We start from the raw sequence: 26,532 nt of genomic DNA, 5'->3' as shown, positions 1-26,532 counted from the left end.
GGCGGTTGTTAAGATGGTCTATTTGCCGCGGCGGCGCAGGCCGTCGAAATAGACGATGACGATGATCAGCACGCCGGTAATGATGCGCTGCCAGAAGGCATTGACGTTCAAGAGATTGGCGCCGTTGTTGATAGTGGCGAGGATGAAGGCGCCGAGCAGCGGTCCGTGCACCGAGCCGACGGCGCCGAACAGCGAAGTGCCGCCGATCACCGACGAGGCGATCGCCTGCAACTCCCAGCCCTCGGCCTGCGTCGGATTGCCGATGCCGATGCGCGAGGCAAGCAGCACGCCGACAAAAGCCGCGCAGAGGCCAGACAGCGTATAGGCCATGTAGATGGTGCGCTGGACGTTGACGCCGGACAGACGCGAGGCCTCGGCGTTGGAGCCGACCGAGAACAGATACCGGCCCCAGCGGCTGTGATGCAGGAAGATGTAGGCGGGGATGCCGACCAGGATCACCATCCAGAACAGATTGGGGACGCCGAGGAACGAGCTGCGCGAAAACAGCTGGAAGGCGTCGTTGTTGATCGAGATCGAGTTGCCATTGGTCATCAAAAGGCCGATGCCGCGCAGCGAGGTCAGCGTCGCCAGCGTGATGATGAAGGGCGGCAGGCCCATCTTGACGATGCCGAAGCCGTGGAACAGGCCGATGGCGACGCCAACCAGCAAGGTGATCAGGATGGCGAGGTAAATCGGCACGCCGGCATTGATCAGCATCGCAACGATGACGGTGGCGAAGCCAACCACGGCGCCGACGGAAAGGTCGATACCGCCGGTGATGATGACGAAGGTCTGGCCGACCGCCAGGATGGCGATCATCGAACCTTGCCGCAGCAGGTTCGAGATGTTGTTGGCGGAGGCGAAGCTCGGCGTCGCCACCGACAGGATGACCCACAACAGCACCAGCAGCGCCAGCAGCGTCAGCCCGAACAGCGCGTTGTAGTTGCGTTTCGGCCTTTCGGCCGCGATCGCCTCGGTGCTCATATCTGTCCTCCCGGTTTTTCTTGTTTCTCGGCCAGCGCCTGGGTGAGGATCTCCTCATGGTCGGCAGTGTGGAAACCATGAGTGGCCACCAGCTTGCCGCGCCGGAACACATGCAGCGTGTCGGCCAGTTCATAGACCTCGGGCAGATAGGACGAGATCAGGATGATGCCGGCGCCCTTGGACAAAAGCGCACTGAACAGGCGGTAGATCTCGGCCTTGGTGCCGACATCGACGCCGACTGTCGGCTCGTCGAAGATGAACAGCTTGGCGCCGTGCGCCAGCCATTTGCCGATGACGATCTTCTGCTGGTTGCCGCCGGACAGGCTGGAGGCGAGGGCGTGACGCGTCGGCGTCTTGATCCTGAGATTGGCGATCTGGCGATCCGCCTCGGTCTTCTCCTGTGCGCTGGAGATCAGCAGATTGCTGGAGATGCGCTTGTAGATCGGCAGATTGAGATTGAGGCCGACCGGCAGGTTGAGGCAGAGGCCCTGGTCGCGGCGGCTTTCCGGCGCCAGCGCCATGCCGAGCCTGATAGCGTCATGCTCGGAGTTGACCTGAACCTCCTTGCCCTCCCAGAGGATCTGGCCGGCCGACTTGCGGTGACGGCCGTAGAGCGTGGTGACGAACTCGCTGCGCCCGGCGCCGATCAGGCCGTAGAGCCCGACGATTTCGCCGGCACGGACCGTCATCGAGACATTTTCGAAGCCCTTGCCGGAAAGATTTCGGGCTTCGAGCAGCGTCGCGCCCGGGGTAAAATGCTCCTTGTGATAGACTTGCTCGATCGAGCGGTTGATCATCATCTTGACCAGCTCGGCGTCGTTGGTCTCGGCGATGTTCCTGGTGCCGACAAGCGTGCCGTCGCGCAGCACCGAGACGCGGTCGGCGAGCTCGAATACCTCTTCCATGCGGTGGCTGATGTAGATGATGGTGACGCCTTCGCCCTTCAGCCGGCGGATCAGCGTGAACAGCTGGTCGGCTTCCTTGCGGGTGAGATAGGCAGTCGGTTCGTCGAAGATCAGGAACTTGGTGCCGCGCACGGTGGCGCGGGCGGCGGCGATCAGCTGCTGCTGGCCTATGGTCAGGTCACCCAGCACGACATGCGCCGGCAGATCGAAGCCGAGATCGTCGATGATCTTCTGCGCTTCCCTGACCATGGCCCGCTGCTGCAGTATGCCGAAGCGGGAATCCTCCTCGCCGAGGAACATGTTGGCCGCGACAGTGAGATGGCGGCACAGAACGACCTCCTGGTGCACGGCATTGATGCCGAGCGCCATCGCCTCATGCGGCGTCGCCAGCGCTGCCGGCTTGCCCTCCCAGATGACGTCGCCGGAGGTGCGCGGCATGACGCCGGTCAAAAGCTTGATCAGGGTGGATTTGCCGGCACCGTTCTCGCCGACAATGGCGTGGATTTCGCTGGCCTTGAAGGCGAGGTCAACCGGCTTCAGCGCGTGCGTGCCGGGATATCGCTTCTCCAGTCCCTTGAGTTCGAGGATCGTCCTGCCCGGTTCCAGCGTTGGGGCGGGATGCAGTTCCTGCGCCGTCGACGTCATGACGTTCCTCCCAATTGGCCTCCCAGATTGGCCTCCCAGATCGGCCTCACGAGTGGCACGCGTGTAGGTCGTTTCCGGGGCAAAAAGCCCCGGAAACGGTGTGCCAATGCCGGTGCTCAGTCGAGCTTCGGATTGAGCAGCGCGTCGATCTTCGGATCTTTCATGTTAGCCTTGGTGACGAGGTTGGCGCCGGTGTCGACATTGGCCTCGACCTTCTCGCCCTTCGAGGCAGCGAGCGCCGTCTTGATGCCGTCATAGCCCATCCGGTACGGATCCTGGACGACGAGGCCGGAAATGACGCCGTCATTGAGGAACTTGACCAGCTTCTCGTCGCTGTCGAAACCGATCAGCCCGACCTTGCCGGCAAGGCTGTTCTCGGCGATCGCCTGACCGACGCCCTGCGCCATGATCAGGTTGGAGGCGAAGATGCCCTTGAGGTTCGGGTTGGCGGTGATCAGGTCGGTTGCGATGTTGAGGCCGGTGGTGGCCTGGCCGTCGGCGTATTTGTCGGCAATGAGCTTGAGGCCGGGATATTTGGCGGCAAGCTGTTCCTTGAAGCCCTGGGCGCGCTGCTCGAGCGAGCCGGCACCCGGAAGCGCGGTGATCAGGGCGACGTCGCCCTCGATTTTGCCGCCATTGGCTTCGCCGATCGCGGCCGCCAGCCCGTCAGCGGCGACGCGGCCGCCCTGGATATTGTCGGTGGTCAGGAACGAGGTGAAGGCCTTGGAGTCGGCGCCGGAATCGATGCCGATGATCTTGACGTTGGTGGCTGCCTCGTCGATCGGCTTGCCGAGCGCCTTGGCCTCGGTTGGTGCGATGACCACGGCAGCCGGGTTGCCGGCGACGGCGTTTTCAAGGATCGAGATCTGGCCGTTGACGTCGGTCTCCGCCTGGGCGCCGAGTTCCGGCACGTTGACGCCGAGGTCCTTGCCGGCCTTGCGGGCGCCGGCCAGCACGATCTGCCAGTAAAAAGAGGTGGTGTCCTTGACGATGATCGGAATGGTTACGTCCGCCGCCGAAGCCGGCGCCGAATGCATCACGCCGGCAAGCATCGAGGCGGCGGCGAGCGCCACGAATACGCGGCGGTTGAGAATGCTGGTCACGAATTTCATTTAGACTTCCTCCCTAGGTCGCCTGGTGAACGTAGCGGAAGCTCGGTTTGGATAGGCGCTGGCCAAACGGAACTTTATCAATAAAAAACATTTACCGCATTTTGATAGTGCATAGGTTGGGTCGACGCAAGCGGTGTTTCGTATCGTCCTGCGTATGCCCCGACCGGAAGGGAGTGCCGATCCTCATTGCCAAACCCCCTCCCCGAAAAGGTATGGAATATTAATTCCATCTTCCGGTCAAGATAGAATATTCATTCTTTTTTGAGGCGTAAGGTGGGGCGCCTCCTGATCGCACCGTCCGCCGTTCAACCGGCGAAGGCCGCAGCGCATCAGCCGAGCTTCTGAACGACCGTGTAGGGATCATATTTGGCGAATTCTGTTTCGGGCACCTGGATGTCGAGCAGTTGCAGATTTCGTTCCAGATTGGCCGGCTTGGCGGTGCCCGTCAGCACAGAAGCCACCACAGGCTCGTGCAGCGGGAACTGGAATGCCGCCGCGGCAAGCGGATAGCCGCCCTCAGCGGCGATTTTTTCCATGGCGCCGACGCGGTCGAGAATGTCCTCGGTGGCCGGCAGGTAGTCGAAATGCGCACCCGGCACCGGGCCGGTCGCCAGGATGCCCGAGTTGAAGACGCCACCGATGATCAGCGAGATCTGCCGTTGCCGGCAAAGCGGCAGCAATTCGGCTTCGGCGGTGCGGTCGAGCAGCGAATAGCGGCTGGCGAGCAGGATGCAGTCGAGCGGCGCCTGGCGCAGCACATCGAGACAGATCTGCACCTCGTTGACGCCAAGGCCGTAGGCGGAAATGACCTTGTGCGACTTCAGCTCTTCCAACGCCTTCAGCCCGCCATCCATCAACTGGCGGAAATGCAGCTTCGTTTTCTCGACGCCATGCGTATAGACGCCGATGTCGTGGACGAACAGGACGTCGATTCGATTGAGGCCAAGCCGCGCATAGCTGAACTCGACGGAGCGCATGATACCGTCGTAGGAATAGTCGTAGTCGACCGCAAAGGGCAGCGGATCGACATAGGAATGATCCGGAATCCGGTCTTCCGGCACCGGCCGCAACAGGCGCCCGACCTTGGTCGACAGCATGTAGGAGTCCCGCGGCTTGTCGCGCAGGAAATCGCCGAAGCGGCGTTCCGAAAGGCCGAAGCCGTAGAAGGGCGCGGTATCGAAATAGCGCACGCCGGCATCCCAGGCGACCTGCAGCGTCTGCATCGCCGTCTCGCGTGGGCAGGCTCGGTAGAGCCCGCCGACCGCCGCGCCGCCGAAGCTGACCTCGGTTATTTCCAGCGCGGTGCTGCCGACACGGCGTTTCTTCATGCAAAGCCTCCCACCGGCCATTTGCCGGCCCCGTCCATGTCTTAAGTCAGTTGGTGGCTGTTCTAGAGGGTCGCTCCGAGGTGCCACGGCACGAACTCGTTGTCGCCGTAGCCGAACTCCTCGCTCTTGGTCTTGCGGCCGGAGGCCGTCTCGACGATCAGCTCGAAAATCTCGCGGCCCATGCCGGCAATGGTCTTTTCGCCCGAGGCGATGACGCCGCAATTCACGTCCATGTCCTCTTCCATCGTGTGGTACATGGTCGAGTTGCTGGCGACCTTGATCGACGGTGTCGGCCGGCAGCCGAAGCAGGAACCGCGGCCGGTGGTGAAGACGATGACGTTGGCGCCGCCAGCCACCTGGCCGGTGGCGGAAACCGGGTCGTAGCCGGGCGTGTCCATGAACACCAAGCCGTGGCCGCTGACCTTCTCGGCATAGCCGAAGACGCCGTTGAGCGGCGTTTGGCCGCCCTTGGCGACGGCGCCAAGCGACTTCTCCAAAATGGTGGTCAGGCCGCCGCGCTTGTTGCCGGGTGACGGATTGTTGTCGATGGAGGCGCCATGCTTGGCGACATGATCTTCCCACCACTTTACATAGCCATCGAGCTTGGCGGCGATCTCCGGGGTCGCCGCGCGATAGGCGAGCAGATGCTCGGCGCCGTAGATTTCCGTCGTCTCGGAAAGGATGCCGATGCCGCCGACGCCGGCCAGGATGTCGACGGCGGCGCCCAGCGCCGGATTGGCGGTGATACCGGACATGCCGTCGGAGCCGCCGCATTGCAGGCCGACGACGATCTCGCTGACCGGGATCGGCTCACGCTCAAGCTTGCCGACCTCCTCTGATATCTCGGCCAGCACGACCAACGCCTTCTCGACAGATTTGCGCGAGCCGCCGGCTTCCTGGATGTTGAAATGGCGCTTTCCCGCGGCGACGCCCTTCTGGCCATAGAGGGTGAGCTGGTTGACCTCGCAGCCGAGACCGACCATCAGCACACCGCCAAAATTCGGGTGACGAGCATAGCCGGCCAGCGTGCGGTGCAGCACCATCATGCCGTCGCCGGTGGCGCTCATGCCGCAGCCCTGGCCGTGAACGATGGGAACGAAGCCGTCGATCCCCGGATATCTGGGCAGCAGCGTCCGGTTCGCCTCGTCGGCGATGGCGTGGCAAACGGTGGCCGAGCAATTGACGCTGGCGAGAACGCCGATGAAGTTGCGCGTGCCGGCACGGCCGTCGGCGCGGCGGTAGCCCATGAAGGTGCGGGCGCGATCGGCCTCTGTGGCGTGCACGGCCTCGCTCGGCGGCACCACCGGCAAACGCCCGGATTCGAAGACCAGATTGTGCGAATGGACATGCTCGCCGGGCGCAATGGCTTCAGTGGCGCGGCCGATCGCCTGGGCGTATTTGACCACGGCCTCGCCGGCGGCAATCGGCTTGATCGCCACCTTGTGGCCGGGTTCGATCAGCGCCGTGGCAACGGCGCCGCCCGGCAGCACCGCGCCGATCTCGATGCGGCCGTTGGCGACCGCGACATTGTCGGCGGGGGACAGAAGAATGCTGTTTGCGGTGTTCACGGGCAATTTCCTGGGTGTTCCTGGGATCGGCAAGCGATTGACACGCGCCTGTTAACAGTTAATGTCTTTTATCGTGAAAAAACAGTTTTGCGTCAATTGTTTTTTCGTGACGAAGCCGCGCGTTCTTGCGGATGCGCAGAGGACCGGACGCTGGAACCAGGCCTGACTTCCGAAAAGCGATTCCGCTTCCCGGGAGCCTGCGCCAGAAGCATCTGCATATCGCGCTTCAAGCCGGCCGCCGCAAGCGCCGGCGCGCAACGGGGCAGGGGATGTCGAAGAGCAACAACGTCTATAAGGACGCCTACAATCGCGGTTTGCGGCTGCTCGACGAAACGAAAAGCCTGCCGTCGGAGCCCGAGTTGGGCACCCTGCTTGGCGTCAGCCGCACGACGATCCGCACCATCCTTGCGCGCATGGAAGAGACCGGGCTGATCGCCTGGAACAAGCGCAGCAAGACGGTTTTGCGCGTGCCGCGGCCGGACGACTTTTTTCCCGAGGAAGAAACCGACACGCTGTCGCAGATCATCGAGCGCTCCTTCATGCGGCGGCTGCTTGCGGGCGGTGCTGAGCCCGGCATGCAGATCAACGAACTCGAGCTGGCGCGCGAGATCGGCGTTGGCACCACCAGCGTGCGCGAGTTCCTGATCCGCTTTTCCCGCTTCGGGCTGATCGAGAAGCGCCGCAACAGCCATTGGGTGCTGAAAGGTTTTACCCGCGCTTTTGCGCTGGAACTGACCGAAATCCGCGAGATGTTCGAACTGCGCTCGGCCGCCGCCTTCGCCGCGCTGCCGGAAGACAGCCCGGTGTGGGCCGACCTCGACCTGCTGGAGGATGAGCATCGCCTGCTGGCGCGCGAGATCGCCATGCGCTTCAACGAATTCTCGGAGCTCGACGAGCGCTTTCACCGGCTGATCCACCGCGCGTCGCACAATCGCTTCATCGTCGATTTCTACGACGTCATCGCCATGATCTTCCACTACCACTATCAGTGGAACAAGGCGCAGGAGCGCGAGCGCAACGAAGTGGCGGTTGCGGAACACCTGGCCTATATCGCGGCGCTCAAATCGCGCGATCTCGGCAAGGTCGACGCCGCCTGCCGCAAGCATCTGAAGTCCGCGCGGCACACGCTGCTGACGTCGATTCCAGAAGGCCAGCAACCGTAACGCGCGTAAAGCGCCGCGTTGCCGCAGTGGTGATTTGGCGATTTTCCGACCGCCGGCCCCGTGCTAGATATCTTGCCGTTGCTGCGTGAGGAGGCAGGCCTTTGAACATCCGGCAGAGACGATGGAGCATGCCGGCGACATTCGCCGCGGCCTATTTGCTCGTGCTCCAGTCGGTGCTTGGCGCATTCGCCTTCGGCATCGGGCCGGATGCTTCGCAACGCGACGCTTTCGGCAACGTCATCTGCACCCATGAGGGCGCGGCCCAGCTTCCAAGCGGCGATCCGCACCAGCAGCACATGCCGGCCTGCTGCATGCCTGGCTGCGGCATGGCTTCGGCTGTCTACGCGCCGCCGCCCGCTGCCGCCACGCTGTCCGGCAATTTTTCCGTCGAAACCGTCGCGTTTGTGCTGCCGGCGTTCAGGCATCTCGACTTTGCCCGCGACCGCTCTCCGTCGAATCCGCGCGCGCCTCCGGTGACGGCCTGATCCGTCCCGGTTCGCCATGCGGAATTTTTCGCGGGCGAATTCGTTCAACATCGAAACTGTTCGCGACTGGCCGACGGCGCGATTTCTCAGGTCCTGGAGCTATCATGTCTCACACTTTTCGCGTGCGGCTCGGCCGCAACAGCCGCTTCCTGCGCAGCTTCGAGGAGCGACTCGGCGTCACCGTGCTCCTCCTCGCCCTGCTGTTCGTCAACGCCCAGGCCGTCTTCGCGCATGAGTTCAGGGTTGGCGACCTCGAAATCGTGCATCCCTGGTCGCGCGCCACGCCACCGGGCGCCAAAGTGGCCGGCGGCTACTTCACCGTGACCAACACCGGCAGTTCGCCGGATCGGCTGCTGTCGATCTCCTCCGATGTGTCGGACAGGACCGAACTGCACGAAATGGGTGTCAAGGACGGCGTCATGACCATGCGGCCGGTCAGCGGCGGCCTCGAAATCCCGGCCGGCGGCAAGGCCGCGCTAGCTCCCGGCGGTTATCACTTGATGTTTATCGGCCTCAAGCGTCAGCCCAAACAAGGCGAGAAGTTTTCCGCTGCGCTGACCTTCGAAAAGGCTGGCACGGTGGCCGTCGAGTTCACGGTGGAAGGCATGGGCGAAACGGGCGGCATGCACGACCATGCCAATTGATCCGGCCAGATCCGCACAATTCAAACTCGAGGAACCATCATGAGCAATTATCTTCTGTCGGCCGGCGTGTTTTTCGTCCTGGGGACCAGTGCTGCCTTTGCCCACATTACGCTGGAAGCGCAGGAGGCGGCGGTCGGTTCGACCTACAAGGCCATCCTGCGCGTGCCGCATGGCTGTGAAGGCAAGGCGACGACCGCCGTGCGCGTGCAGATCCCGGAGGGAGTGATTTCAGTGAAGCCGATGCCGAAGGCCGGCTGGACGCTGCAGGTCAAGAACGGCAGATACGAGAAATCCTATCAGCTCCATGGTCAAGAGGTGTCCAGCGGCGTCAAGGAAGTCAACTGGAGCGGCGGCAGCCTGCCGGACGAATTCTACGACGAATTCGTCTTCCGCGGGACACTGGCGGCGGATCTGCCGGCAGGCCAAACGCTCTACTTCCCGGTGGTGCAGGAATGCGACGGCGCCGCCGAACGCTGGATCGAGATTCCAGCGGCCGGCCAGGATGAGGACGCGCTGGAATATCCGGCGCCCGGCCTCAAGCTTGCGCCGAAGCTATGATTTTTTGGCGGCGCGCCTTGTTCGAAAGAGTGCGCCGCTGTTTTGTGCCGTGACATGAGTGCTGCATCCCTGCTGCGAACGGTCTGCACAACCGGCCGATTTGCGATCTGCCTGCTGGCTGCGATCGTGCTGCTTGCCGCCATTGCCGCGCCAGGTCAGGCCTTCGCCCACGCGGCGCTGGTCACAACCGAGCCGACGGACGGCGCCGTGCTGGCGCAGAGCCCCGCGCAGTTCTCGCTGACCTTCAGCGAGCCGGTGTCACCGCTGATGCTGACCTTGGTGCGGCCCGATGGAACGCCGGTTCCGCTGACATCCTTTCGGCTCAATGGCCAGACGCTCGACATCGACAATCCGCAACGGCTCGGATCCGGCACGCATGTGCTGAGCTGGCGGGTGATCTCCGCCGATGGCCATCCGGTTGGCGGCTCGGTGCTGTTTTCGATCGGCGCGCCGAGTGCGGCGCCGGCCGTCGCCGAAGCTGTCGACCGGGGTCTGAGGTCGGCAATCTGGACCGGCAAGGTCTTTCTCTGTTTCGGCCTGTTTCTCGGCGTCGGCGGCGCCTTTGCCATCGCCTGGCTGGCGAAGGGCGGGCGTTCCGGCCGGCGCTTCGTCATCGCCGCGATCCTGTGCGGCCTCGTCGCGGCGCCGTTATCGCTCGGCTTGCAGGGACTGGACGCGCTCGGCGCACCGTTCGTCCGGCTGGCGCAGCCAGGCGTCTGGCAGGCCGGGCTCGGCACCAGCTTCGGCTGGACAGTGCTGGTCGCGCTGGTGGCGCTCGGGCTTGGCCTGCTGTCGCTGGTCGGGCCGCGCGGCGGCGCAAAGCTGTTTGCCTTTGCCGGCCTGGCCGGTGTCGGCGCCGCCCTTGCCGCCAGCGGACATGCAAGTGCTGCCGAACCGCAATGGCTGACAAGGCCGATGGTGTTTCTGCACGGCGCCGGCATCGCGTTCTGGGCCGGGGCGCTTGCGCCGCTCGGTCTCACTATCAGGCGGAAGCCGGCCGAGGCCGCACCTTTCCTGCATCGGTTTTCCCAGGCGATCCTACCTGTCGTGGCCGTGCTTGCGACCACCGGCTTCGTGCTGGCTGTCATCCAGGTACAGGCGCCCGCAGCTTTGCTCGAGACCGCCTATGGCCGGCTGCTGCTGGTCAAGCTGGCGCTGCTGTTGTTTCTGTTCATTCTGGCCGCCATCAACCGCTGGAAGCTGACCGGTCCCGCGGAAGCGGGAGAGACGGAAGTACAGAAGAGGCTGGTCCGCTCGATCGGCATTGAGATGCTGATCGTTCTGGCGATATTCGGCGTTGCCGCCGGCTGGCGCTTCACGCCGCCGCCACGCGCCCTGGCGATCGCAGCGGCGCAGCCGGCTTCGGTGCATATCCACACGCCGAAGGCGATGGCCCACCTCAGCATCACACCCGGCCATGTTGGGCCGGTTGCCGCCTCGATCGTCATCATGACCGGAGATTTCGGCCCGCTCGACGCTGAACAAGTGACGCTGGTGCTGTCAAAACCCGATGCCGGGATCGAGCCGATCAAGCGCGCGGCGAAAAAACCAGGCGACGGCACCTGGCGCGTCGACGGTCTCGTCGTCCCGGTTCCCGGCCGATGGACAGCACGGCTCGATATTCTCGTCTCGGATTTCGAGATCGTGAAGATAGAGGCGCCGATCGACATCAGGCCTTGAGGACCAGCCGGCAGTCTGCGCAACACATTTCGGCGAGGCGGTTGACGCGGCCTTGAAGGCCCGTCATTCATTTCGGCAAGATTGGCATCTCGACAAGAATGGCATCCCAAGAAGAATGGGCACCGCTACAAATCGCGCCTCAACAAAAGATCCGAAAGCAGGGAAGAAACGATGGAAAAAGCCGAAATCGGCCTGATCGGCCTCGGCACGATGGGCTCCAACCTGGCGCTCAACATCGCCGAGAAGGGGCACCGCATAGCCGTTTTCAACCGCACCGCGGCACGTACCGACGCCTTCGTCGAGAATGCCGGCGCGCTGAAGGACATGGTTGTTCCCTGCTACAGCCTGGAGGAACTCGCCGCCGCCATCCGGCCGCCGCGACCGATCATCATCATGGTGCTGGCCGGCAAGCCGGTCGATGAGCAGATCGCGGCACTGCGCGGCGTGCTGTCGGCCAACGACATCGTCATCGATGCCGGCAACGCCAATTTTCGCGACACGATGCGGCGCTTCTCCGAGCTTTCCGATTCGGGTCTCACCTTCATCGGCATGGGCGTGTCCGGTGGCGAGGAGGGCGCGCGCCATGGACCGTCGATCATGGTCGGCGGCACGGAACAGTCCTGGAAACGCGTCGAAAAGGTGCTGACCGCAATTTCGGCCAAGTTCAGGGATGAGCCCTGTGCCGCATGGCTTGGCACCGATGGCGCCGGGCATTTCGTCAAGACCATCCATAACGGCATCGAATATGCCGACATGCAGATGATCGCCGAGATCTACGGCATCTTGCGCGACGGGTTAGGCATGGGGCCGAAGGAGATCGCACAGGTGTTTGCCGGCTGGAACAAGGGCCGGCTCAACTCCTACCTGATCGAGATCACCGCCAAGGTGCTGGCCGCCGACGATCCGAAGACAGGCAAGCCGGTGGTCGATATCATCCTCGACCGCGCCGGCCAGAAGGGCACCGGCAAATGGTCGGTCATCGAAGCGCAGCAGCTCGGCATTCCGGCCACCGCGATTGAGGCCGCGGTGGCGGCGCGCGTGCTGTCGTCGATCAAGGACGAGCGGCTGGCCGCCGAAAACGCCTATGGCAAAGGCGGCGTGACCACCATTTCCGGAGACAAGGACGCGCTTCTTGGCGATCTCGAACTGGCGCTGTTCGCCGGCAAGATATCAGCCTATGCGCAAGGCTTCGCGGTGATGAGCGGCGCGTCGAAGGAATTCAACTGGAACCTGCCGATGCCGACCATCGCCAAGATCTGGCGGGCAGGCTGCATCATCCGCTCGCAATTGCTGGACACGATGGCGGAAGCCTTCGGCACCGGCGGGGCGGCCACCAATCTTTTGATGGCGCCGGCTTTCATTGCAATGATGCAGGAAGCGCATCCATCGCTGCGGCGCATCGTGGCAGGGGCGTCGGAAGCCGGCTCACCCGTGCCGGCGCTGTCGTCGGCGCTTGCCTATTTCGACAGCTACCGCCAGGGCCGCGGCACCTCGAACCTGATCCAGGCGCAACGCGATTTCTTCGGCGCGCACGGCTTCGAACGCATCGATGGGCCGGGCGCTTTCCATGGCCCGTGGGGCAGCGGAGCGGCAGGTTAGCGCCGCATGCCAGTCGTAGAAACGAGACTCTCCGTGGTCTCAAAGCAGACGTCCCGGTTCAGCGGCAATCGCTCTAATTGGCACCTCAGCTTTACTTCGATAGACGCGGCTCAAGGGTCTCATTCCAGGGACACGTCAAGCCGACTACTTTTCCATCGAATACCGATATTCGCCCCAAGCGTCGACCAAAGTGAACTCGCCGGCCGCCTTCGATGTTTCGTTCCTGCTGCGGAAGACGGCCGCACAGTTGGGTCCCGTGTCTTTCCAGCGATAGCAGATCAAGGAGTTGCCAAGATACTGGATGGTCGCGGTATCCTGGCCAAAGTCCCCCGAAGATTGGATCGTCCCGTTACTGGCTATCACGTCCGTGAAGGATGAGCCGGACCGCATGTCCTTTGCGCGGAGCGTATGCCCGAAGGTCATCGCCTTGATCTCCTCCAAATTCAGCCGATCTACCAACTCGCCATCATATCCAAATGGTAGTTCCGGCAGTCCTGCAGCGGCGAGGTCCTCGAGCTGGCGCTCGAAGACAGCCGAATCCTTGTAAGGTCTTTCAAGATGATTATTCCGTTCGTTCAGTTGGCTCCATTGCGGTTCAGCCTCGAGCGCTTGCTTGAGCGCCCCCCGCGCATCCTCCATGCGGCCGAGGCGGACATAGCTGGTAACCATGTAAAAGCTGGCATCATCACCGAACTGGCGGCTCAGTTCCTGATGTTTTTTTGCGGCCTCTACCGATTTCTCGTACTCGCCAGTCAAGTAGTAAATCCAGGCCAATATGCGTGTGGTCCTTTGGACGGTCGGCTCGATGCGCACGGATTCTTGCACCCATTCCAAGGCCCGGGTCGTGTTGCCTGACGCGGCCTGCACCCGAGACAGGAAGGATAAGGTGTCGGCATCGTAGGGGGCGAGGGCAACGGCGGCTTCGGCGTCCGCAACAGCCCGCTCGAAGTTGCCTTCGAGCCAATGGATGTAGGCCATGAGCTTGCGGCCGCTCCATTGGACACGCGGCGACGTATTCTGTTCGGCAAGAGCTTCTCGTGCGAGTTCCCCGGCTCGCCGATAGTCTGCCGCCCTTTTGTCGGTGTTGAAATTCCAGGGGCGGAAGAAATGATACCAAGCCAGCGAGACGCGCAGCAGCCCGGAGGTCGGGAACTTCTCAAGTCCTTCCCGCCAAATCGCTCCCGCGCGGTCGTGCTCTTCTATGCTTGCAAACCGAGCGAAAATCTCGTGACCGCTGAGGAAGTAGTCGTATTCGCTGAAGTCGGTTTTGTCCTTGCCTTCGGTCCGCTTGTATTCGTATCTCCTGATTGCTCCGCCTTCGCTCGCCAGCGCGTTTGCGATCCTTCCAATGGCCCCGTCCTGAAGGTCGGAGGCTTCGCGTCCGTCGTACCGCTCTGCCCATACGTGGGCATCGGTAGAAACATCGGTCAACTGGGCATTGATGGCCAGCCCACTCCCCTTCTTCTGCACGCTGCCTTCAACTATGTAGTCGACCTTCAAGTCCTGCCCCGGAGTCACGTCGGTAGCATCAAAGCCAAAGCTCGAGTTTTGTGAGAGCACCGTTATGTCGGGAAATCGGGACATTGCGGTAGTGAGGTCCTCGGCGATGACGCGGCCATATGAATCGAGCCCAGGGTCGCCGCTGAAGTTTTGGAAGGCCAGCACCGCTACGGACGGAAAGCCGTCCCGGGCCGGCCCACTCCGTTGCCACTGCCAAAACGCCAGACTGGAAATGACCGCCAACAGCACCGCGCCGATAGCGGCGACGCGGCTGGACCTTCGCGCCAGTGCGTAAAGCCGGCTGGTGATCGGCCGCGGCTTGGCCGCGTCGCCGACGAGAACGCGGTAAACAGAGATTGGCGATGCGATATTCTTAACCCGATGCTCGCCCATAGACTCCAATTTGAAACTGACCTTGCTCGTAAGCTGATCGTAAACGTTGCGCGAGACACAGATCCCGCCAGCCGCCGCAAGCTTCTGAACACGGTCCGCTATATTGACGCCATCGCCAAACAAATTGCCGCCCTCGGAGACGACGTCACCGATGTGGATGCCAATGCGAAACTGTAGCTGCTTATCCAAGGGGACGAGCTCGTTGCGTTGGGCCATATCCTGTTGGATTTGGACGGCGCAAAGGCTCGCTTCAACGGCACTTGGGAATTCGGCGACGACACTGTCCCCGGCACTGTTGAACACCCTTCCTCGGTGGGCTCCAATCAGTGCGTCAATGATCTCGCGATGCGAACGGAGCGCCTCCAGCGTGGCGTCCTCGTCGGCACCCATCAGACGGCTGTAGCCGACAACATCGGCAGAGAGGATTGCAGCCAGTTTGCGTTCCATGGAAGCCTGTCGCCCGCCAACGGCCTGGAAGATAACCCTAAAGATATCATACAAGCAGGGGATGAGCACCGCTGAAGCGGATGACTATGCTCCTTTGGAGTACGGAGCGAGCCGCTCACCCACGGCAAGACCACCCCGCTCAAGCAAGTCCGCCGTGACCCCGCACGACTTACGTGGGGCAATTCGCGACCTGTGGCCGAGCAGGTTGAACGTCTAGATCCTGGTTGCGAAGCCAGAAGCTGGCAGTCCGCTCTCGGCCCCAAACTGGAACGGCTATAAGGCTCCACCCGGGGGGCGAAGCTGACGCTATAGTTACCTTCCCCGTCAGATCAGGCGAGTATTCTTGTATCAGGCTTGCCTCGGATACCTGGTCAGTCTTCCTTCAAATCTTCGGCTTCGTCCTTCAGCTTCTGCCAGTCGGCACCGTGCTTGCGAAGCAGTGTTCGCGCCTGTTTCGGTGTCACGTCTGACACTTCCGTCAGGTGCTCAACTTCAAGATCGGCCCCCTTCTTAACCCGGCTCGTTTTGGTCGATTTTTTTCGGGCCATCTCTGCGTCTCCTCACCAATCGATCATAGGCAACGGGCACTGTCCATTGCGGTTCCCGTCCCTTGGAACAAACCGCCGTCCGTCGGGTTACTGAGCCGAAGCAGACCCCTATGCTTAGATTCTTGATCGGCCTTGGCGCGCTGTTCGCGGCATTTCAAATCGGCCGTGAGTTCGGTCGCACCGAGGCGGAGGTTATGCAGCTTCCGCCTATCGATGACGAGCGTCGCCCGACGGCAAGAAACGAAGCAGAATTGGGCGAGCCGACCTAGGCGTTTGCTCATTGTCATTCACCGGCTTCAGGTCAGGCCGAATCTTCCACAGTTCGGCCCAACTGATGCGGCGCTTCTGTTTCTGCGGCTTTGCGGCACCTTGAATTTCTCTACACACGGCAGCGTGCGGCACTTACCCCACAAGGAAGGAGATTGGAGGTTTCTATGTAGCCGTTTCCACGGTCCGCATTATAATTTTCCACGCTGACGCACACGCCTGCTTCCATACCCCTGGCCGATGACAGCCTCGAAGAAGTCTTTCGAGGGCAGGAACATTTCGAATCGTCAATCATCACCGACTCGAGGCAGGGCGCCTCTGGGCAGCGCAATGCCGCTGCGCGGTCTTTTGGCCGCGGCCGGCGCTACGACCGCGATGGCATTCGGATTTGGCAGCCTAGCTCTGACATCCGTCTTCATCAGACCGCTTGAGGCGGAGTTTGGCTGGTCGAGAGCCGACATCAGCCTTGCCTACACGCTGTCAAGCATCGGCATGGCGGTGGGCGGGCTGCTCTGGGGCCGGCTGTCGGATCGCGTGAGTATCAAAACCCTGCTATTCATCGGCTCGGCCGGCATGGTGATCGCGCTCGCCGCGCTTTCCTTCGCCTGTTCGCTCTGGCAGATCTATGCGGCCAATTTCGTCTTGGGCGGGATAGGCTTTGCGTGTCTCTACGCGCCGGTACTTGCCGTAACCGGGCACTGGTTCGACCGCCGCCGCGGCCTGGCGATAGGGATCGTCACAGCAGGCGGAGCCTTGGGTCAGGGCATAATGCCCTACGCCGCAAATGCCCTGATCGACGGCGTCGGCTGGCGCCTCGCATACGCGATCATGGCGGCGGCGACGCTGGCCGCGCTGGCGATCTCCATGCCGGCGGTGCAGGCGCCGCCCGTCGATCGTGTGGTTGCCGCACCGGTGCAGTCTTCAGCAAGACCAGGTTTCCAAGGTGGCCGGCTTTCTCCGATGACGCTGCTATCTGCCGCAGCCTTTCTCTGCTGCGCCTGCATGGGCTTCCCGCTGATACACCTCACAAGTTTCGTCACGGCCGTGTGCGGGTCTTCGGACGTCGGATCGCTTAGTCTGCTGATCGCCATGCTGTTCGGCGGCATCGGGCGGATCGCATTCGGGCTCCTCGCCGACCGGGCAGGCAATCTTGCCGCCTATGCCCTCGCGTCCTTCATTCAGACGGCATGCGTTGCGATTTTTCCAGCGCTGGACCAGCAGCTGAGCCTACTGGCGCTGTCGTCGGTTTTCGGCTTCGGCTTTGCCGGAAACATGACGTGCCTGATCCTTTGCGTGCGCCAATTTGCGCCAGCCGAACGCTTTGGCCAGTCACTCGGCATCGTCATGCTGATCGGCTGGGTGGGCATGGGCGTGGCCGGTTATTTCGGCGGCTTCGTCTATGACAGCTTCGGCAGCTATGGCCCCGCGTTCCTGGGGGCATTTGTCGCAGGCGCGGCCAATCTCGTGATTTTGGGCGTATTGGCAGCGTCATCCGGCGCGAGAGCGCAGATACCATGCGGCCGACTTCCGAACCCTGCGATGAGCCTTTGATTCAAACGTCGAAATCCACTTAATTCCACGGTGGTTCGAACGCTGCAGACCACGGTCGTCCTGCCAACCTCAGAGATCGATGAGACTGGCGGAGCAGCGTCGTCACCAATCAAGGACCAGCTGAGATGAGCAGTATCTACGACAGCATTCTCGACACGATCGGCGATACGCCGGTCGTTCGCCTTTCCCGCATCAACAACGGCACCGCTTCGCTCTATGCCAAGATCGAGGCGTTCAATCCTGGCGGCTCGATCAAGGACCGTTTTGCCGCCGCGGTCATCGAAGAGGCGGAGGGTTCCGGTGCACTTCGGCCTGGCCAGACGGTGATCGAGGCGACGAGCGGCAACACGGGCATAGGACTTGCCATGGTTTGTGCGAGGAAAGGCTACCCGCTCGTCATCGTCATGCCGGAAAACGCCAGCGTCGAACGCCGCAAGCTGATGCGTTTCTTCGGTGCCAAGGTCGTGTTAACCCCTGCCGTCGAGCGCGGCAGCGGCATGCTTGCCAAGGCGGTCGAGTTGGCCGGATTGCACGGCTGGTTCCTCTGCCGGCAATTCGAGACGCCCGTCAACGCCGATATCCATGCCCGCACGACTGCGCTCGAAATCCTCGCGGCATTCCAAGACCGTCCACTCGACTACTGGGTTACCGGCACCGGGACCGGCGGAACGCTTGCCGGTGTGGCGCGAGTGCTCAAGCGCGAGCGCCCGGAAACGCGGATCATCGTCTGCGAGCCTGACAATTCGGCGCTGCTGTCGAGTGGCATTCCGCAAAGCTTCGACGAACAAGGACTGCCGACACGGGCGCATACTCGCTTCCGGCCGCACCCGATGCAGGGGTGGAGCCCTGATTTCATTCCGCAGATCGTAGGCAAAGCTATGGCTGACGATCTCGTGGACGAAATCCTGCCCGTTTCAGGCGCCAGCGCTCTGAAAGCCGCGCGCCGGCTTGCGACGGAAGAAGGAATACTGGCTGGCATCTCCGGCGGGGCAACCTTGAGCGGGGCACTGGAAATCGCTCGACGCGTCGGCCCGGACCGGAACGTGCTGTGTATGTTGCCTGATACGGGGGAGCGGTATCTCAGTACGATCCTCTTCGATAACATCAGCGAGGAAATGTCGGCAGCCGAAGAGGCGATCTCTCACTCCACACCCGGCTACCGCTTCGACCGGCCGCCGTCCTTCGTCCTTTCATCGGCACCCGTGAACGAAATCCAAATCGAACCGTCGGCGCATGCGCTAGTCGATGAGGCGATCCATGATCCGGAGCGTCCGGTGGTCATGTTCGCTCTGACATGGTGCGAATTCTGCTGGACGGTAAGAAAGCTCTTCGACCGTGCCGGAATCGCCTACAGGTCCATCGAAATCGATACTCCGGAATTCCAGAAGAACGGCCTGGACGGGGAAATCCGCAAGGCCCTGAGGGCCCGGATCGGTTCGCCCACAATCCCGCAGGTCTTCGTCGGCGGCGAGCATATCGGTGGCTGCATGGATACGCTTGCGGCCTGGCGGGACGGCACGCTCGCCGCCCGGCTGGAGTTCGTCGGCGCACACTACACGTCCGGCGCATGCGCAAATCCCGAGAGCCTGCTGCCCCGATGGGTGCGCGCGGCAGCGTGAGATCCCGCCTCCCGGCTGTTTGGAGCGTCGTCGTCATCACCAAAGCGAGTCGAAACGGGCGTGATCCCGTTCGGCTCGGCTTCACCTGCACTTGTCGGTGTCGGCTTCCCCACAAACAAAAGAGCAAATCAGAGCGCAAGCGGAAACCTCGCGCTTCTGAAACGAACGCTCTCTGCAGCGGCACGGACTTGATACAATCCATCGCTAATTTAGCAGGCGCACTGGGATTGGCAAAGTGTCGCTCGAAATTCGCGTTCTTGGAGATCTGACCGTCCTTCGCCATGGCGAGGTCGTTTCCTTGCCGCCTTCGAAAAAGACGCGGGCGCTGCTGGCCTATCTTGCGCTCGTAGAGCGCCCGCAGCGGCGCGAGCGCCTTTGCGAAATGTTCTGGGAGGTACCGGACGATCCTCGCGGCGCCCTGCGCTGGAGTCTCTCCAAGATAAGGCAGGTCGTCGACTTCGGGAACAGCGGAATTCTGGAAGCCGACCGCAGCGTAGTTCGCCTGAACACCAGCGAAATCGTGCTGGACATCGCGCCGCTCCGCGGCCTCAATGTTCGTGACATAGAGGCTCTCGATCGGGAGAAACTGGAGGCCCTCGCTGGGGCGTTCCGCGGATGTTTCCTGGATGATCTCTCACTGCCGCGCTGTCCGGAATTCGAAGCTTGGCGCATTGCGACCGCCGACGAACTGCACGTGACGCATCTGCGCATCCTTCGGGTGCTCGTCGACAGGCTGGCGGATGAGCCGGCGCGTGCTCTTACGCACGCGCATGTCCTGCATGGGTTGGAGCCCGAGGACGAGGCTCTTCGGGCGGACATCCGCCGGCTGAGCGAGGCAGCACGGCAATCCGCCATGGTCCAGAGCCGCGCTTTGAGAACCGACACCGGGACCGCTCCCACCGGTAAGACCGTCACTCCGCCGGTTTGGCCGGCGGCGGAGATGGATCTCTCCCCTTTGCCGGAGCGGGCCCTCGCGCAGGAGATCCGCCGGTGCACCACTCCGGACGGCGCGCGCCTGGCCTATTCCTTGAGTGGTCAAGGCCCTCCTTTGGTAAGGGCAGCCCACTGGATGTCCCATCTCGAGCTCGAATGGGACAGTCCGGTGTGGAAGCATTGGATCGAGGGCCTTTCCTCGCACTACCAGCTGATACGCTACGACCAGCGCGGCAACGGCCTGTCGGACCGGTATCCGGCCGACCTATCCTTTGATGCCATGGTCGCCGACCTGGAGAGCATCATCGATGCGGCCGGTCTGCGCCGCGTTTCCCTGCTCGGCATTTCCCAGGGGTGCGCCGTTTCGATAGCCTATGCCGCCCGGCATCCCGAGCGCGTCGCGGGGATGGTGCTGTATGGCGGATTTGCCAAAGGCTGGCGCAAACGGGGCAGTCAGCGCGAAATAGCGCGCCGCGAGGCCATGGGAGCGCTGATACAGGAGGGCTGGGGCCAAGACGACCCGGTGTTCCGGCAGATGTTCACCTCCCTCTTCATTCCGGAAGCAACGCCGGAACAGAGGAACTGGTATAACGAACTGCAACGCAACACCGTCTCGCCGGAGATTGCCCATCGCATCTTCGAGGAAGGCGCAGTAATCGACGTGGACGAGCTGTTACCGCGGATTCGCGTTCCAACCCTGGTGATGCATGCCACGAGGGACGCGGTCATTCCGTTCGATCACGGCCAGGCGATGGCCGGCAAAATCCCCGGCGCCCGTTTCGTCGCGCTCGACAGCGTCAACCACGTGTTACTTGGCCATGAACCGGCATTCGCAACCTTCGTGGACGAAACGCGTCGTTTCCTTGCCGACCCCGAACAGACGCAGCAACTGGCAGGCCCTCCGGCGTCCTTGGGGATCAACCGCTCGCGGCAGTACATCACAGTGCTGGCCACGGAAGTGATCAGTCCCATGCATCTCCTCGAAACGGAGGACCCAGAAGTGGCAATCCGCGAATTCCAGCCCGTCGAGGATCGCGTGATACAAGTCGTGGAGAGCCATGGCGGCGTCGTCACGTCGGCTGCTGACGGGACAATCACCGCAGCATTCGGCCTCGCTCGCGCCACCGAGGACCACGCTTATCTTGCATGCCGCGCCGCGCTTGCGGCCAAGCTAGCTGTGGAGGAGCTTTCCCAGGGCGGGATCCAGTTGAGGGCCGGAATAGACACCGGCGAGGTGATCGTACGGCAGCAATGGACGACCGAAGCCAGCAAGGTTGAACTGGCCGGAGCCGCGCCGCGTGCAGCCAACCGGCTGATGCGTGCCTTGCACCGTGCGACGATCGCCGCAACAGGCCGGGCGCGCGCCGCCGCCGGGGGCTATGTGCAGATGCACCGCTTAGCGCATTCGGAGTATCCGCAACTTGGCCGCGACGAACGCATTTACGAGCTTTTGGGCGAAAATCACGCTCTGTCGCGCTGGCACCTGAGGGCCAACCGCGGCCTTACCGGACTGGTGGCGCGCGAGCTCGAGCTCAAAATCCTCCTTGCAACCTGGCGCCGCGTCCGGGAGGGCCACGGCCAGGTCGTCGGGATCGTCGCCGACCCCGGCATCGGCAAGTCGAGGCTTGCCCATGAATCTCTCTCCCTCGACGAGGTGGCCGGTTTTACTGTGCTTGAATGCGGCGGTCTGGAGTTTGATTCGTCAGTTACTCTGGGCGCCGTAAAGAAGCTGCTGCTCTCGGCTTGTGGCATTCGCGGCGAAGACGGCTTGGCGGAAGCCCAGCGCCTGTTTGCCTTCAAACAGGCGGAACTGGACCTGGATCCACGTCATACGGCGCCGCTTTGCTTCCTCGCGGACCTGCCGATCAACGATTCTTCCTGGCCGCATCTCGATGCGCGGGAGCGGACCTCACGGGTATCCGAGGCGATGAGCGCTTTCCTCGTTGCCTTGAGTCAGGCCTCGCCCGTGGCCGTTCTTATCGAGGATCTGCACTGGATCGATGCCGAGAGCGAGGCCGTAATGAACAGGCTGGTCGAGGTCATGGGCGCCAACCGTATCATGCTGCTCGCCACCTACAGGCCGCAGTACCGGCACGAATGGAACCGCCGCGGCTATTTCCAGCAGGTAAGGCTGGAGCGGTTCGCGCGGGACGAAATGGAGCAATTCCTTACCGAATTGCTGGGATCCGATCCTAGCCTCGGGGAACTTCGGCAATCGCTTGCCGAGCGGGCCGAGGGCACGCCGCTGTTTCTGGAGGAAATGGTGCGCGGACTGGTTGCGGATGGTGTCCTTGCCGGCCAGTCGGGCTGCTACGAGCTCAAGAGACCCGTGGAATCCATCACCATCCCGTCGACGGTTCAATCGCTCATCGCCGCACGCATCCAGCAGCTGGGTGACTCGGAAAGGCAGATACTCCAAGTCGCTTCGGTTATCGGCAAGAATGTTCCGTATCCGCTGCTGAGGGCGCTCTCGCCGCTACCGGCGGCCGAGCTGGAGGCATGTCTGGCCAAACTGCAGAGTTTGGAATTCCTGTTCGAGGTCCAGAGCTATCCTCACGTGGAATATACGTTCAAGCACGCGTTGACGCTCAAGGTGACCTACGAATCGCTGCTGGCGGAGGACCGAAAAAGGCTGCATCGGGCTGCATTGGTTGCAATGGACAGACTCTATGCCGGATCGCTGAATCACCACATCGAGGAACTGGCCGAACACGCGCTTCGTGCCGAGGCATGGGAACCTGCCGCGGATTATCTGCTGCAAGCGGCGGGTCGGGCTGAGGAACGCTCGGCCTATTCCGCCGCGGTCCAGTTCCTCGAAAACGCCCGCAAAGCAGTCACCGCATTGCCCCGGAATCCCAAAACTCTCGCCCAGGCGATCAACCTGCGGGTGCGGATGCGGCCCGCCTACGGCGCGCTTGGTGCCTACCGGAAGGCGCTGCCGCAGCTGTTGGAAGCGCGCGAACTGGCCATGGAACTGGGCGACCCGCAACTCATCTCCGACGTGTTGCTCCACTTGAGCTATCTAAACAGCTCCCACGGCCGCTACGAGGAGGCGCTGGAACCGGCCGACACACTCAAGCGCGGCGCGATGGCAAATGGCGTGCAGCGCTGCATAAGCGAGTCGGATCTGGCCACCTCACAGGCGCTTCTGATCCGCAGCGAGGCGCGGCAGGTGCTGGAGCGCCTTGTTCCGCATGAGGAGAGGTTCACCAAAGCCTGGCGTCTGGAGCGTTTCGGACAGCTCGGTGCGCGTGCGGTTTGGTATCTGGGGCATCGCGCGCAGGCGGAAGCGCGCCTTGGCCGGTTCGACGATGCGGAGCGTTCGCTTGCGGGATTGCAGAAGGTCGCCGCCGAAGTGGCGCGCCCGATCGACAGCTGCGCGGCCGCCTATTTTACCGGTGTGGTGGGCGTCCTGCGCGGGCCCGATCCGGCGCTTGTCGAGGCGCTGCAGTTTTGGTCCTCCGAAGCCGCGACCAGCGCATTTATCCTACTCCGGCCATGGCTGTTGACTGTGCTCGGGCATGCGGAATTCCTGCTCGGCCGCAACTACGACGCGGGCGCCACCTTGGAAATGGCAGTGACCGAGGCTGAGCGGCTCGATCTTGCCCATTTCGAATGTCACGCGCGCGCGGTGCTCGCATGCGTGCGTACGCGCCTCTGTGAGCCGGAAGCTGCGGCCAATCTCGGCCATGCGCTCGAGCTTGCGCGCGGACGCGGCGACCCGTGGAGCGAGGTCATGGTACTGCGCGGCCTTGCGGAACTCAAACCTTCCAGATCTGCCATTAACTGGCTCGAACAGGCCTGCGATCTTGCCCGGCGGGTTGAATTACGGCCGGAGCTTGCCCGCTCCTTGCTAGCTCTCGGGCTGGCGAAGCGGCGCGGTAAAATCGCTGGTGCGGATGCCACTCTCGCGGAAGCGAGCAAGCTATACGCCGAAATGCAGATGCGGGAAGATTTCTCTGACACGGAGGACCCGGCCGGAAATATCGTGCGCGATCGCATAGCCGCTACGGTGTGATTCCTCCGCATCCAAGGATCTGCTTCGAAGGTTTGCGCTGCCTAGGCGAGCAAGCCGCGGTCACGCAGCTCGCGATCCTGCGGTATCATGGAACAATATCTGCCGGACCAAACGATCCGCCACCAGGTCTGCGTGGGTCAGCGGCCCCATGTGTCCGGCGCCAGGAACAATCGCCCCGATCGCGGCCGGAACGCGAGAAACCAGTTCGCAGGCGATGAGCCGCGTCGGAACTGGTGCAAATTCGCCACGCAGTATCAAGACCGGAAAGCCAAATCGGGCATATTCGCTCGCCGGCGTCGACTCGTGGATCAACGCGTGGAAGTCGAGGCTGGCCTTCGGCAGAAACCGCACGAGTGCCGCCTGAAGTTCCGGCTTCATCGCGTCGAAGGTGCCGGCTCCGCTCCAGTAGTCGATGAAACGAGCTGTCGCGGCCAGGTAGCTACCGTTGATCAAGCTGTCGTGTATCGCGCCTGCGATCGACGAGATTTCGCCGAGCGCCTCGTGGCCCTCAGAGTCCAGCTGGCGCAGCAGGTGAAAGGCAGACGGTTCATAAAGGGAGAGGCTGGCCAGTCTGTCTGGACGCATCGCTGCTATATGCAGGGCCAATCCACCACCATAGGAATGGCCAACAAGATGCACAGGCCCGTCATGGTGGTCGATCATCTCCAGGATCCCGGCGGCTTCGTCGGCCAAACGGAAAGTGCCGGCACCATTACAGGTGCCGGCGCCCGGTGCCCCGATCAAATCGGGTGCGATGAACCGGTAGCTGTCATCGAGCCGCTCCGCCAGGTTGCGCCACTGCCGTCCGCTGCCGCCGGAGCAGTGCAGGGCGATGACAAGCGGTGCGTGGCACGCTTTATGCGAGACGCAGAACGTCGATGCGGCGCTCATCGGACGACCTCCTTCGTGCCGGCTCAAGGCCGGGTGCGGCGGCTGGGATCACGCCCGGCAAAGGAGGTGATCGAGTTGATCTCGGAGCGGGTGATGCCGACGTCGCGCAGGATGTAGTCCGGCAACTCATAAAGCTGTCGACGGTCCCGCTGGATGCGAATGGAACGCCAGACTGCGGCCAGCATTGTTCCGCCAGCCCAGCGCAAACCTCGCGTTGTGGTGAGGGACAGGGATGGGTTCACCATTGCACTCATTTGATTTTCTCCATGGTTGCGGGCGCTGACTGCGGCGCCAGTGGAGCCCCTTGTCGTGGTCTGCCGTGAGCGTCACCGTTGAAGGCAACGTCGATTTTTGCCGCGCCAGCGTTGTATTCGGCGGTCAGGCCGCGGCTCGGCGGGAGGCGTTGAGAAACATTGCCACGTGGGCCGCCAGCGCCTCCGCATCGCGGCCGACGCCGTCAAGGAAGCTGGAGCTTCGATGGCGCATGAAATTGAGGCCGAGCACGTAAAGTCCCGGATACGCGCAGACGCCACCATCGTTCTGAATTTCGCCCCGGCCATCGAACACATCCAGTTTCAGCCATGGGTATTCCCGGCGATAGCCGGTGGCCCATATGACGGTCTCGATACCTTGGTCGATGAGATCGATTTCGGTCGGTTCGGCGCTCAGGATCAGGCTCGGAATGGAACCGGGACCGATGGAGTAGCGGCCCTCGCCGGCGGCCGCGCGGTCTATATTGGCCAGCACGCGCCTCAGCGTACGTTCCGCCGCCATGGTCGTGTCGGCGAGATCGCCATTGAACCGAATGCGTGTATCGTAAGCGGCAACCGCTCGACCAACAAGACGAACGCCTTGCTCCCGAAGGCCGGCGAGGTCGAGCGACCTGCGCTCGGGTGTACCTATTAGCTGCAGCGACGGCTGCCGCCGTGCCGCAGCTAGATCCGAAACTTCGGCGACGGGCTTGGCAAGCATTCCCAGCCGGTCGAGCCACCACAGGATGTCGTGCCCGTGGTAAAGCCTCGGCAGGCGTGTATGACTGCCGACCGACAGGGTTACCGGGCGCCCGGAGCGATGGATCTCCTCCGCGAGTTGTATTCCCGTCGCGGAGGCCCCGGCCACGAGAACGCCGCCCTGAGCCAGCTGCCGAGGATTGCGATAGTCCCGCGGCACGATCTGCCTGACACGGGAGGAGATCTGCTTTGCGATTGGCGGAATCCGCGGCCTGTCACTGTATCCGGTCGCAACTACCACCGCACGCACGCTCCATTGACCGCGATCGGTCAGCAGCCGGAAGCCTCCGTCGATCCTTTCGGTCGAAAGCACCTCTACACCGTCCACTACCGGCGCGGTGATCGAGCATGCGTAATTCTCCAAGAACCCGACGGTCTCAGCCATTGTCATGAAACCGTCGGGATCGGCCCCGCGATAGCCGCCGCCGGGCAGGCGCGTCATCCAGTTGGGCGTCAGCAGGCGGAGGGAATCCCACCGTTCGCTGCGCCAGCGCTCCGCGATCCGGCCACGCTCCAGCACGACGTGGCAGACCCCGCGCTCTGACAGGCACCGGCTCATGGCTAGACCCGCCTGTCCGGCACCAATAATGGCCACGTCTGTACATTGCATTGAATTCGCGCCTTGTAAGCAGGGGGCAACAGATCGCCGGCGCCATCCTTTCCAGGACAAGGCCGGCGATATTG

The 26,532-nt window shown here is 62.7% G+C and carries 20 protein-coding genes; 10 read left to right on the top strand and 10 right to left on the bottom strand.

What is annotated here, in order from left to right; all coding sequences use genetic code 11:
* Positions 1–18 precede the first annotated feature (18 nt).
* From AC0L3O_RS14825 to AC0L3O_RS14805, 5 genes are all read right to left on the bottom strand, one after another.
* Positions 19–984, bottom strand: a complete 966-nt coding sequence (locus AC0L3O_RS14825) for an ABC transporter permease (protein ID WP_091595434.1) — start codon at positions 982–984, stop codon at positions 19–21.
* Entirely contained in the window at positions 981–2,534 is a 1,554-nt protein-coding gene (locus tag AC0L3O_RS14820; RefSeq protein ID WP_128169642.1) for a sugar ABC transporter ATP-binding protein, read from the bottom strand. The genes AC0L3O_RS14825 and AC0L3O_RS14820 overlap by 4 nt, the downstream gene beginning before the upstream one ends.
* 116 nt (positions 2,535–2,650) lie before the next feature.
* Positions 2,651–3,646 carry an ABC transporter substrate-binding protein gene (locus AC0L3O_RS14815; RefSeq protein ID WP_023797365.1) on the bottom strand — a complete coding sequence of 332 codons (996 nt, stop codon included), beginning with the start codon at positions 3,644–3,646 and terminating at the stop codon, positions 2,651–2,653.
* Positions 3,647–3,975: 329 nt separating this feature from the next.
* Positions 3,976–4,974: an aldo/keto reductase gene (locus AC0L3O_RS14810; RefSeq protein WP_128169643.1), complete on the bottom strand. Its 999-nt coding sequence runs from the start codon at positions 4,972–4,974 to the stop codon at positions 3,976–3,978.
* Between the two features lie 62 nt (positions 4,975–5,036).
* Complete coding sequence (locus tag AC0L3O_RS14805) at positions 5,037–6,542, bottom strand: UxaA family hydrolase (protein ID WP_128169644.1); 1,506 nt, start codon at positions 6,540–6,542, stop codon at positions 5,037–5,039.
* A 269-nt stretch (positions 6,543–6,811) separates the two neighbouring features.
* Between AC0L3O_RS14805 and AC0L3O_RS14800 the strand changes: the two genes are divergently transcribed.
* From AC0L3O_RS14800 to gndA, 6 genes are all read left to right on the top strand, one after another.
* Entirely contained in the window at positions 6,812–7,705 is an 894-nt protein-coding gene (locus AC0L3O_RS14800) for a GntR family transcriptional regulator (RefSeq protein WP_128169645.1), read from the top strand.
* Positions 7,706–7,833: 128 nt separating this feature from the next.
* Positions 7,834–8,190, top strand: coding sequence for a DUF2946 family protein (locus AC0L3O_RS14795; protein ID WP_128169646.1), 357 nt, complete (start codon positions 7,834–7,836; stop codon positions 8,188–8,190).
* 104 nt (positions 8,191–8,294) lie between these two features.
* A complete protein-coding gene (locus AC0L3O_RS14790) occupies positions 8,295–8,834 on the top strand; it encodes a copper chaperone PCu(A)C (protein ID WP_128169647.1) in 540 nt (179 codons plus the stop codon).
* A gap of 39 nt (positions 8,835–8,873) precedes the next feature.
* A complete protein-coding gene (locus AC0L3O_RS14785) occupies positions 8,874–9,392 on the top strand; it encodes a YcnI family copper-binding membrane protein (RefSeq protein WP_128169648.1) in 519 nt (172 codons plus the stop codon).
* A 54-nt stretch (positions 9,393–9,446) separates the two neighbouring features.
* Positions 9,447–11,072: a copper resistance CopC/CopD family protein gene (locus tag AC0L3O_RS14780; RefSeq protein ID WP_473615899.1), complete on the top strand. Its 1,626-nt coding sequence runs from the start codon at positions 9,447–9,449 to the stop codon at positions 11,070–11,072.
* 171 nt (positions 11,073–11,243) lie between these two features.
* On the top strand, positions 11,244–12,671 hold the full coding sequence (gene gndA, locus AC0L3O_RS14775; RefSeq protein ID WP_128169650.1) for an NADP-dependent phosphogluconate dehydrogenase: 1,428 nt from the start codon (positions 11,244–11,246) through the stop codon (positions 12,669–12,671).
* 144 nt (positions 12,672–12,815) lie between these two features.
* Here the strand turns inward: gndA and AC0L3O_RS14770 are convergent, their stop codons facing one another.
* Complete coding sequence (locus tag AC0L3O_RS14770; RefSeq protein WP_473615897.1) at positions 12,816–15,011, bottom strand: adenylate/guanylate cyclase domain-containing protein; 2,196 nt, start codon at positions 15,009–15,011, stop codon at positions 12,816–12,818.
* Between the two features lie 371 nt (positions 15,012–15,382).
* Entirely contained in the window at positions 15,383–15,559 is a 177-nt protein-coding gene (locus AC0L3O_RS14765) for a hypothetical protein (protein WP_084833610.1), read from the bottom strand.
* 110 nt (positions 15,560–15,669) lie between these two features.
* Between AC0L3O_RS14765 and AC0L3O_RS14760 the strand changes: the two genes are divergently transcribed.
* The 4 genes from AC0L3O_RS14760 (at position 15,670) to AC0L3O_RS14745 (ending at position 23,947) form a co-directional block, all read left to right on the top strand.
* Positions 15,670–15,828 carry a hypothetical protein gene (locus tag AC0L3O_RS14760; protein WP_287230153.1) on the top strand — a complete coding sequence of 53 codons (159 nt, stop codon included), beginning with the start codon at positions 15,670–15,672 and terminating at the stop codon, positions 15,826–15,828.
* Positions 15,829–16,174: 346 nt separating this feature from the next.
* Positions 16,175–17,377 carry an MFS transporter gene (locus AC0L3O_RS14755; RefSeq protein ID WP_287377467.1) on the top strand — a complete coding sequence of 401 codons (1,203 nt, stop codon included), beginning with the start codon at positions 16,175–16,177 and terminating at the stop codon, positions 17,375–17,377.
* A gap of 125 nt (positions 17,378–17,502) precedes the next feature.
* The gene (gene cysK, locus AC0L3O_RS14750; RefSeq protein ID WP_128169653.1) at positions 17,503–18,996 is read left to right on the top strand and encodes a cysteine synthase A; all 1,494 of its coding nucleotides are present in this window, start codon (positions 17,503–17,505) and stop codon (positions 18,994–18,996) included.
* 235 nt (positions 18,997–19,231) lie between these two features.
* A complete protein-coding gene (locus AC0L3O_RS14745; RefSeq protein ID WP_473615896.1) occupies positions 19,232–23,947 on the top strand; it encodes an alpha/beta fold hydrolase in 4,716 nt (1,571 codons plus the stop codon).
* Positions 23,948–24,007: 60 nt separating this feature from the next.
* Here the strand turns inward: AC0L3O_RS14745 and AC0L3O_RS14740 are convergent, their stop codons facing one another.
* The 3 genes from AC0L3O_RS14740 to AC0L3O_RS14730 all read right to left on the bottom strand — a co-directional run bounded on the left by AC0L3O_RS14740 (position 24,008) and on the right by AC0L3O_RS14730 (position 26,458).
* A complete protein-coding gene (locus AC0L3O_RS14740; protein ID WP_473615895.1) occupies positions 24,008–24,838 on the bottom strand; it encodes an alpha/beta fold hydrolase in 831 nt (276 codons plus the stop codon).
* 23 nt (positions 24,839–24,861) lie between these two features.
* A complete protein-coding gene (locus tag AC0L3O_RS14735; RefSeq protein WP_128169656.1) occupies positions 24,862–25,092 on the bottom strand; it encodes a YjiS-like domain-containing protein in 231 nt (76 codons plus the stop codon).
* 124 nt (positions 25,093–25,216) lie between these two features.
* Positions 25,217–26,458 carry an NAD(P)-binding domain-containing protein gene (locus AC0L3O_RS14730; RefSeq protein WP_023797381.1) on the bottom strand — a complete coding sequence of 414 codons (1,242 nt, stop codon included), beginning with the start codon at positions 26,456–26,458 and terminating at the stop codon, positions 25,217–25,219.
* Positions 26,459–26,532 lie beyond the last annotated feature (74 nt).

The organism is Mesorhizobium sp. WSM4810, assembly GCF_055811235.1.
Note: the sequence above shows the minus strand (reverse complement) of the source record. Positions and strands in the feature narration are given on the sequence as shown.

Coding starts and splice junctions, on each gene's coding strand:
- gndA (WP_128169650.1), top strand. CDS start 11,244: ATGGAAAAAGCCGAAATCGGCCTGATCGGCCTCGGCACGATGGGCTCC.
- AC0L3O_RS14800 (WP_128169645.1), top strand. CDS start 6,812: ATGTCGAAGAGCAACAACGTCTATAAGGACGCCTACAATCGCGGTTTG.
- AC0L3O_RS14820 (WP_128169642.1), bottom strand. CDS start 2,534: ATGACGTCGACGGCGCAGGAACTGCATCCCGCCCCAACGCTGGAACCG.
- AC0L3O_RS14825 (WP_091595434.1), bottom strand. CDS start 984: ATGAGCACCGAGGCGATCGCGGCCGAAAGGCCGAAACGCAACTACAAC.
- AC0L3O_RS14810 (WP_128169643.1), bottom strand. CDS start 4,974: ATGAAGAAACGCCGTGTCGGCAGCACCGCGCTGGAAATAACCGAGGTC.
- AC0L3O_RS14790 (WP_128169647.1), top strand. CDS start 8,295: ATGTCTCACACTTTTCGCGTGCGGCTCGGCCGCAACAGCCGCTTCCTG.
- AC0L3O_RS14730 (WP_023797381.1), bottom strand. CDS start 26,458: ATGCAATGTACAGACGTGGCCATTATTGGTGCCGGACAGGCGGGTCTA.
- AC0L3O_RS14735 (WP_128169656.1), bottom strand. CDS start 25,092: ATGAGTGCAATGGTGAACCCATCCCTGTCCCTCACCACAACGCGAGGT.
- AC0L3O_RS14785 (WP_128169648.1), top strand. CDS start 8,874: ATGAGCAATTATCTTCTGTCGGCCGGCGTGTTTTTCGTCCTGGGGACC.
- AC0L3O_RS14795 (WP_128169646.1), top strand. CDS start 7,834: ATGCCGGCGACATTCGCCGCGGCCTATTTGCTCGTGCTCCAGTCGGTG.
- AC0L3O_RS14760 (WP_287230153.1), top strand. CDS start 15,670: ATGCTTAGATTCTTGATCGGCCTTGGCGCGCTGTTCGCGGCATTTCAA.
- cysK (WP_128169653.1), top strand. CDS start 17,503: ATGAGCAGTATCTACGACAGCATTCTCGACACGATCGGCGATACGCCG.
- AC0L3O_RS14770 (WP_473615897.1), bottom strand. CDS start 15,011: ATGGAACGCAAACTGGCTGCAATCCTCTCTGCCGATGTTGTCGGCTAC.
- AC0L3O_RS14765 (WP_084833610.1), bottom strand. CDS start 15,559: ATGGCCCGAAAAAAATCGACCAAAACGAGCCGGGTTAAGAAGGGGGCC.
- AC0L3O_RS14780 (WP_473615899.1), top strand. CDS start 9,447: ATGAGTGCTGCATCCCTGCTGCGAACGGTCTGCACAACCGGCCGATTT.
- AC0L3O_RS14740 (WP_473615895.1), bottom strand. CDS start 24,838: ATGAGCGCCGCATCGACGTTCTGCGTCTCGCATAAAGCGTGCCACGCA.
- AC0L3O_RS14815 (WP_023797365.1), bottom strand. CDS start 3,646: ATGAAATTCGTGACCAGCATTCTCAACCGCCGCGTATTCGTGGCGCTC.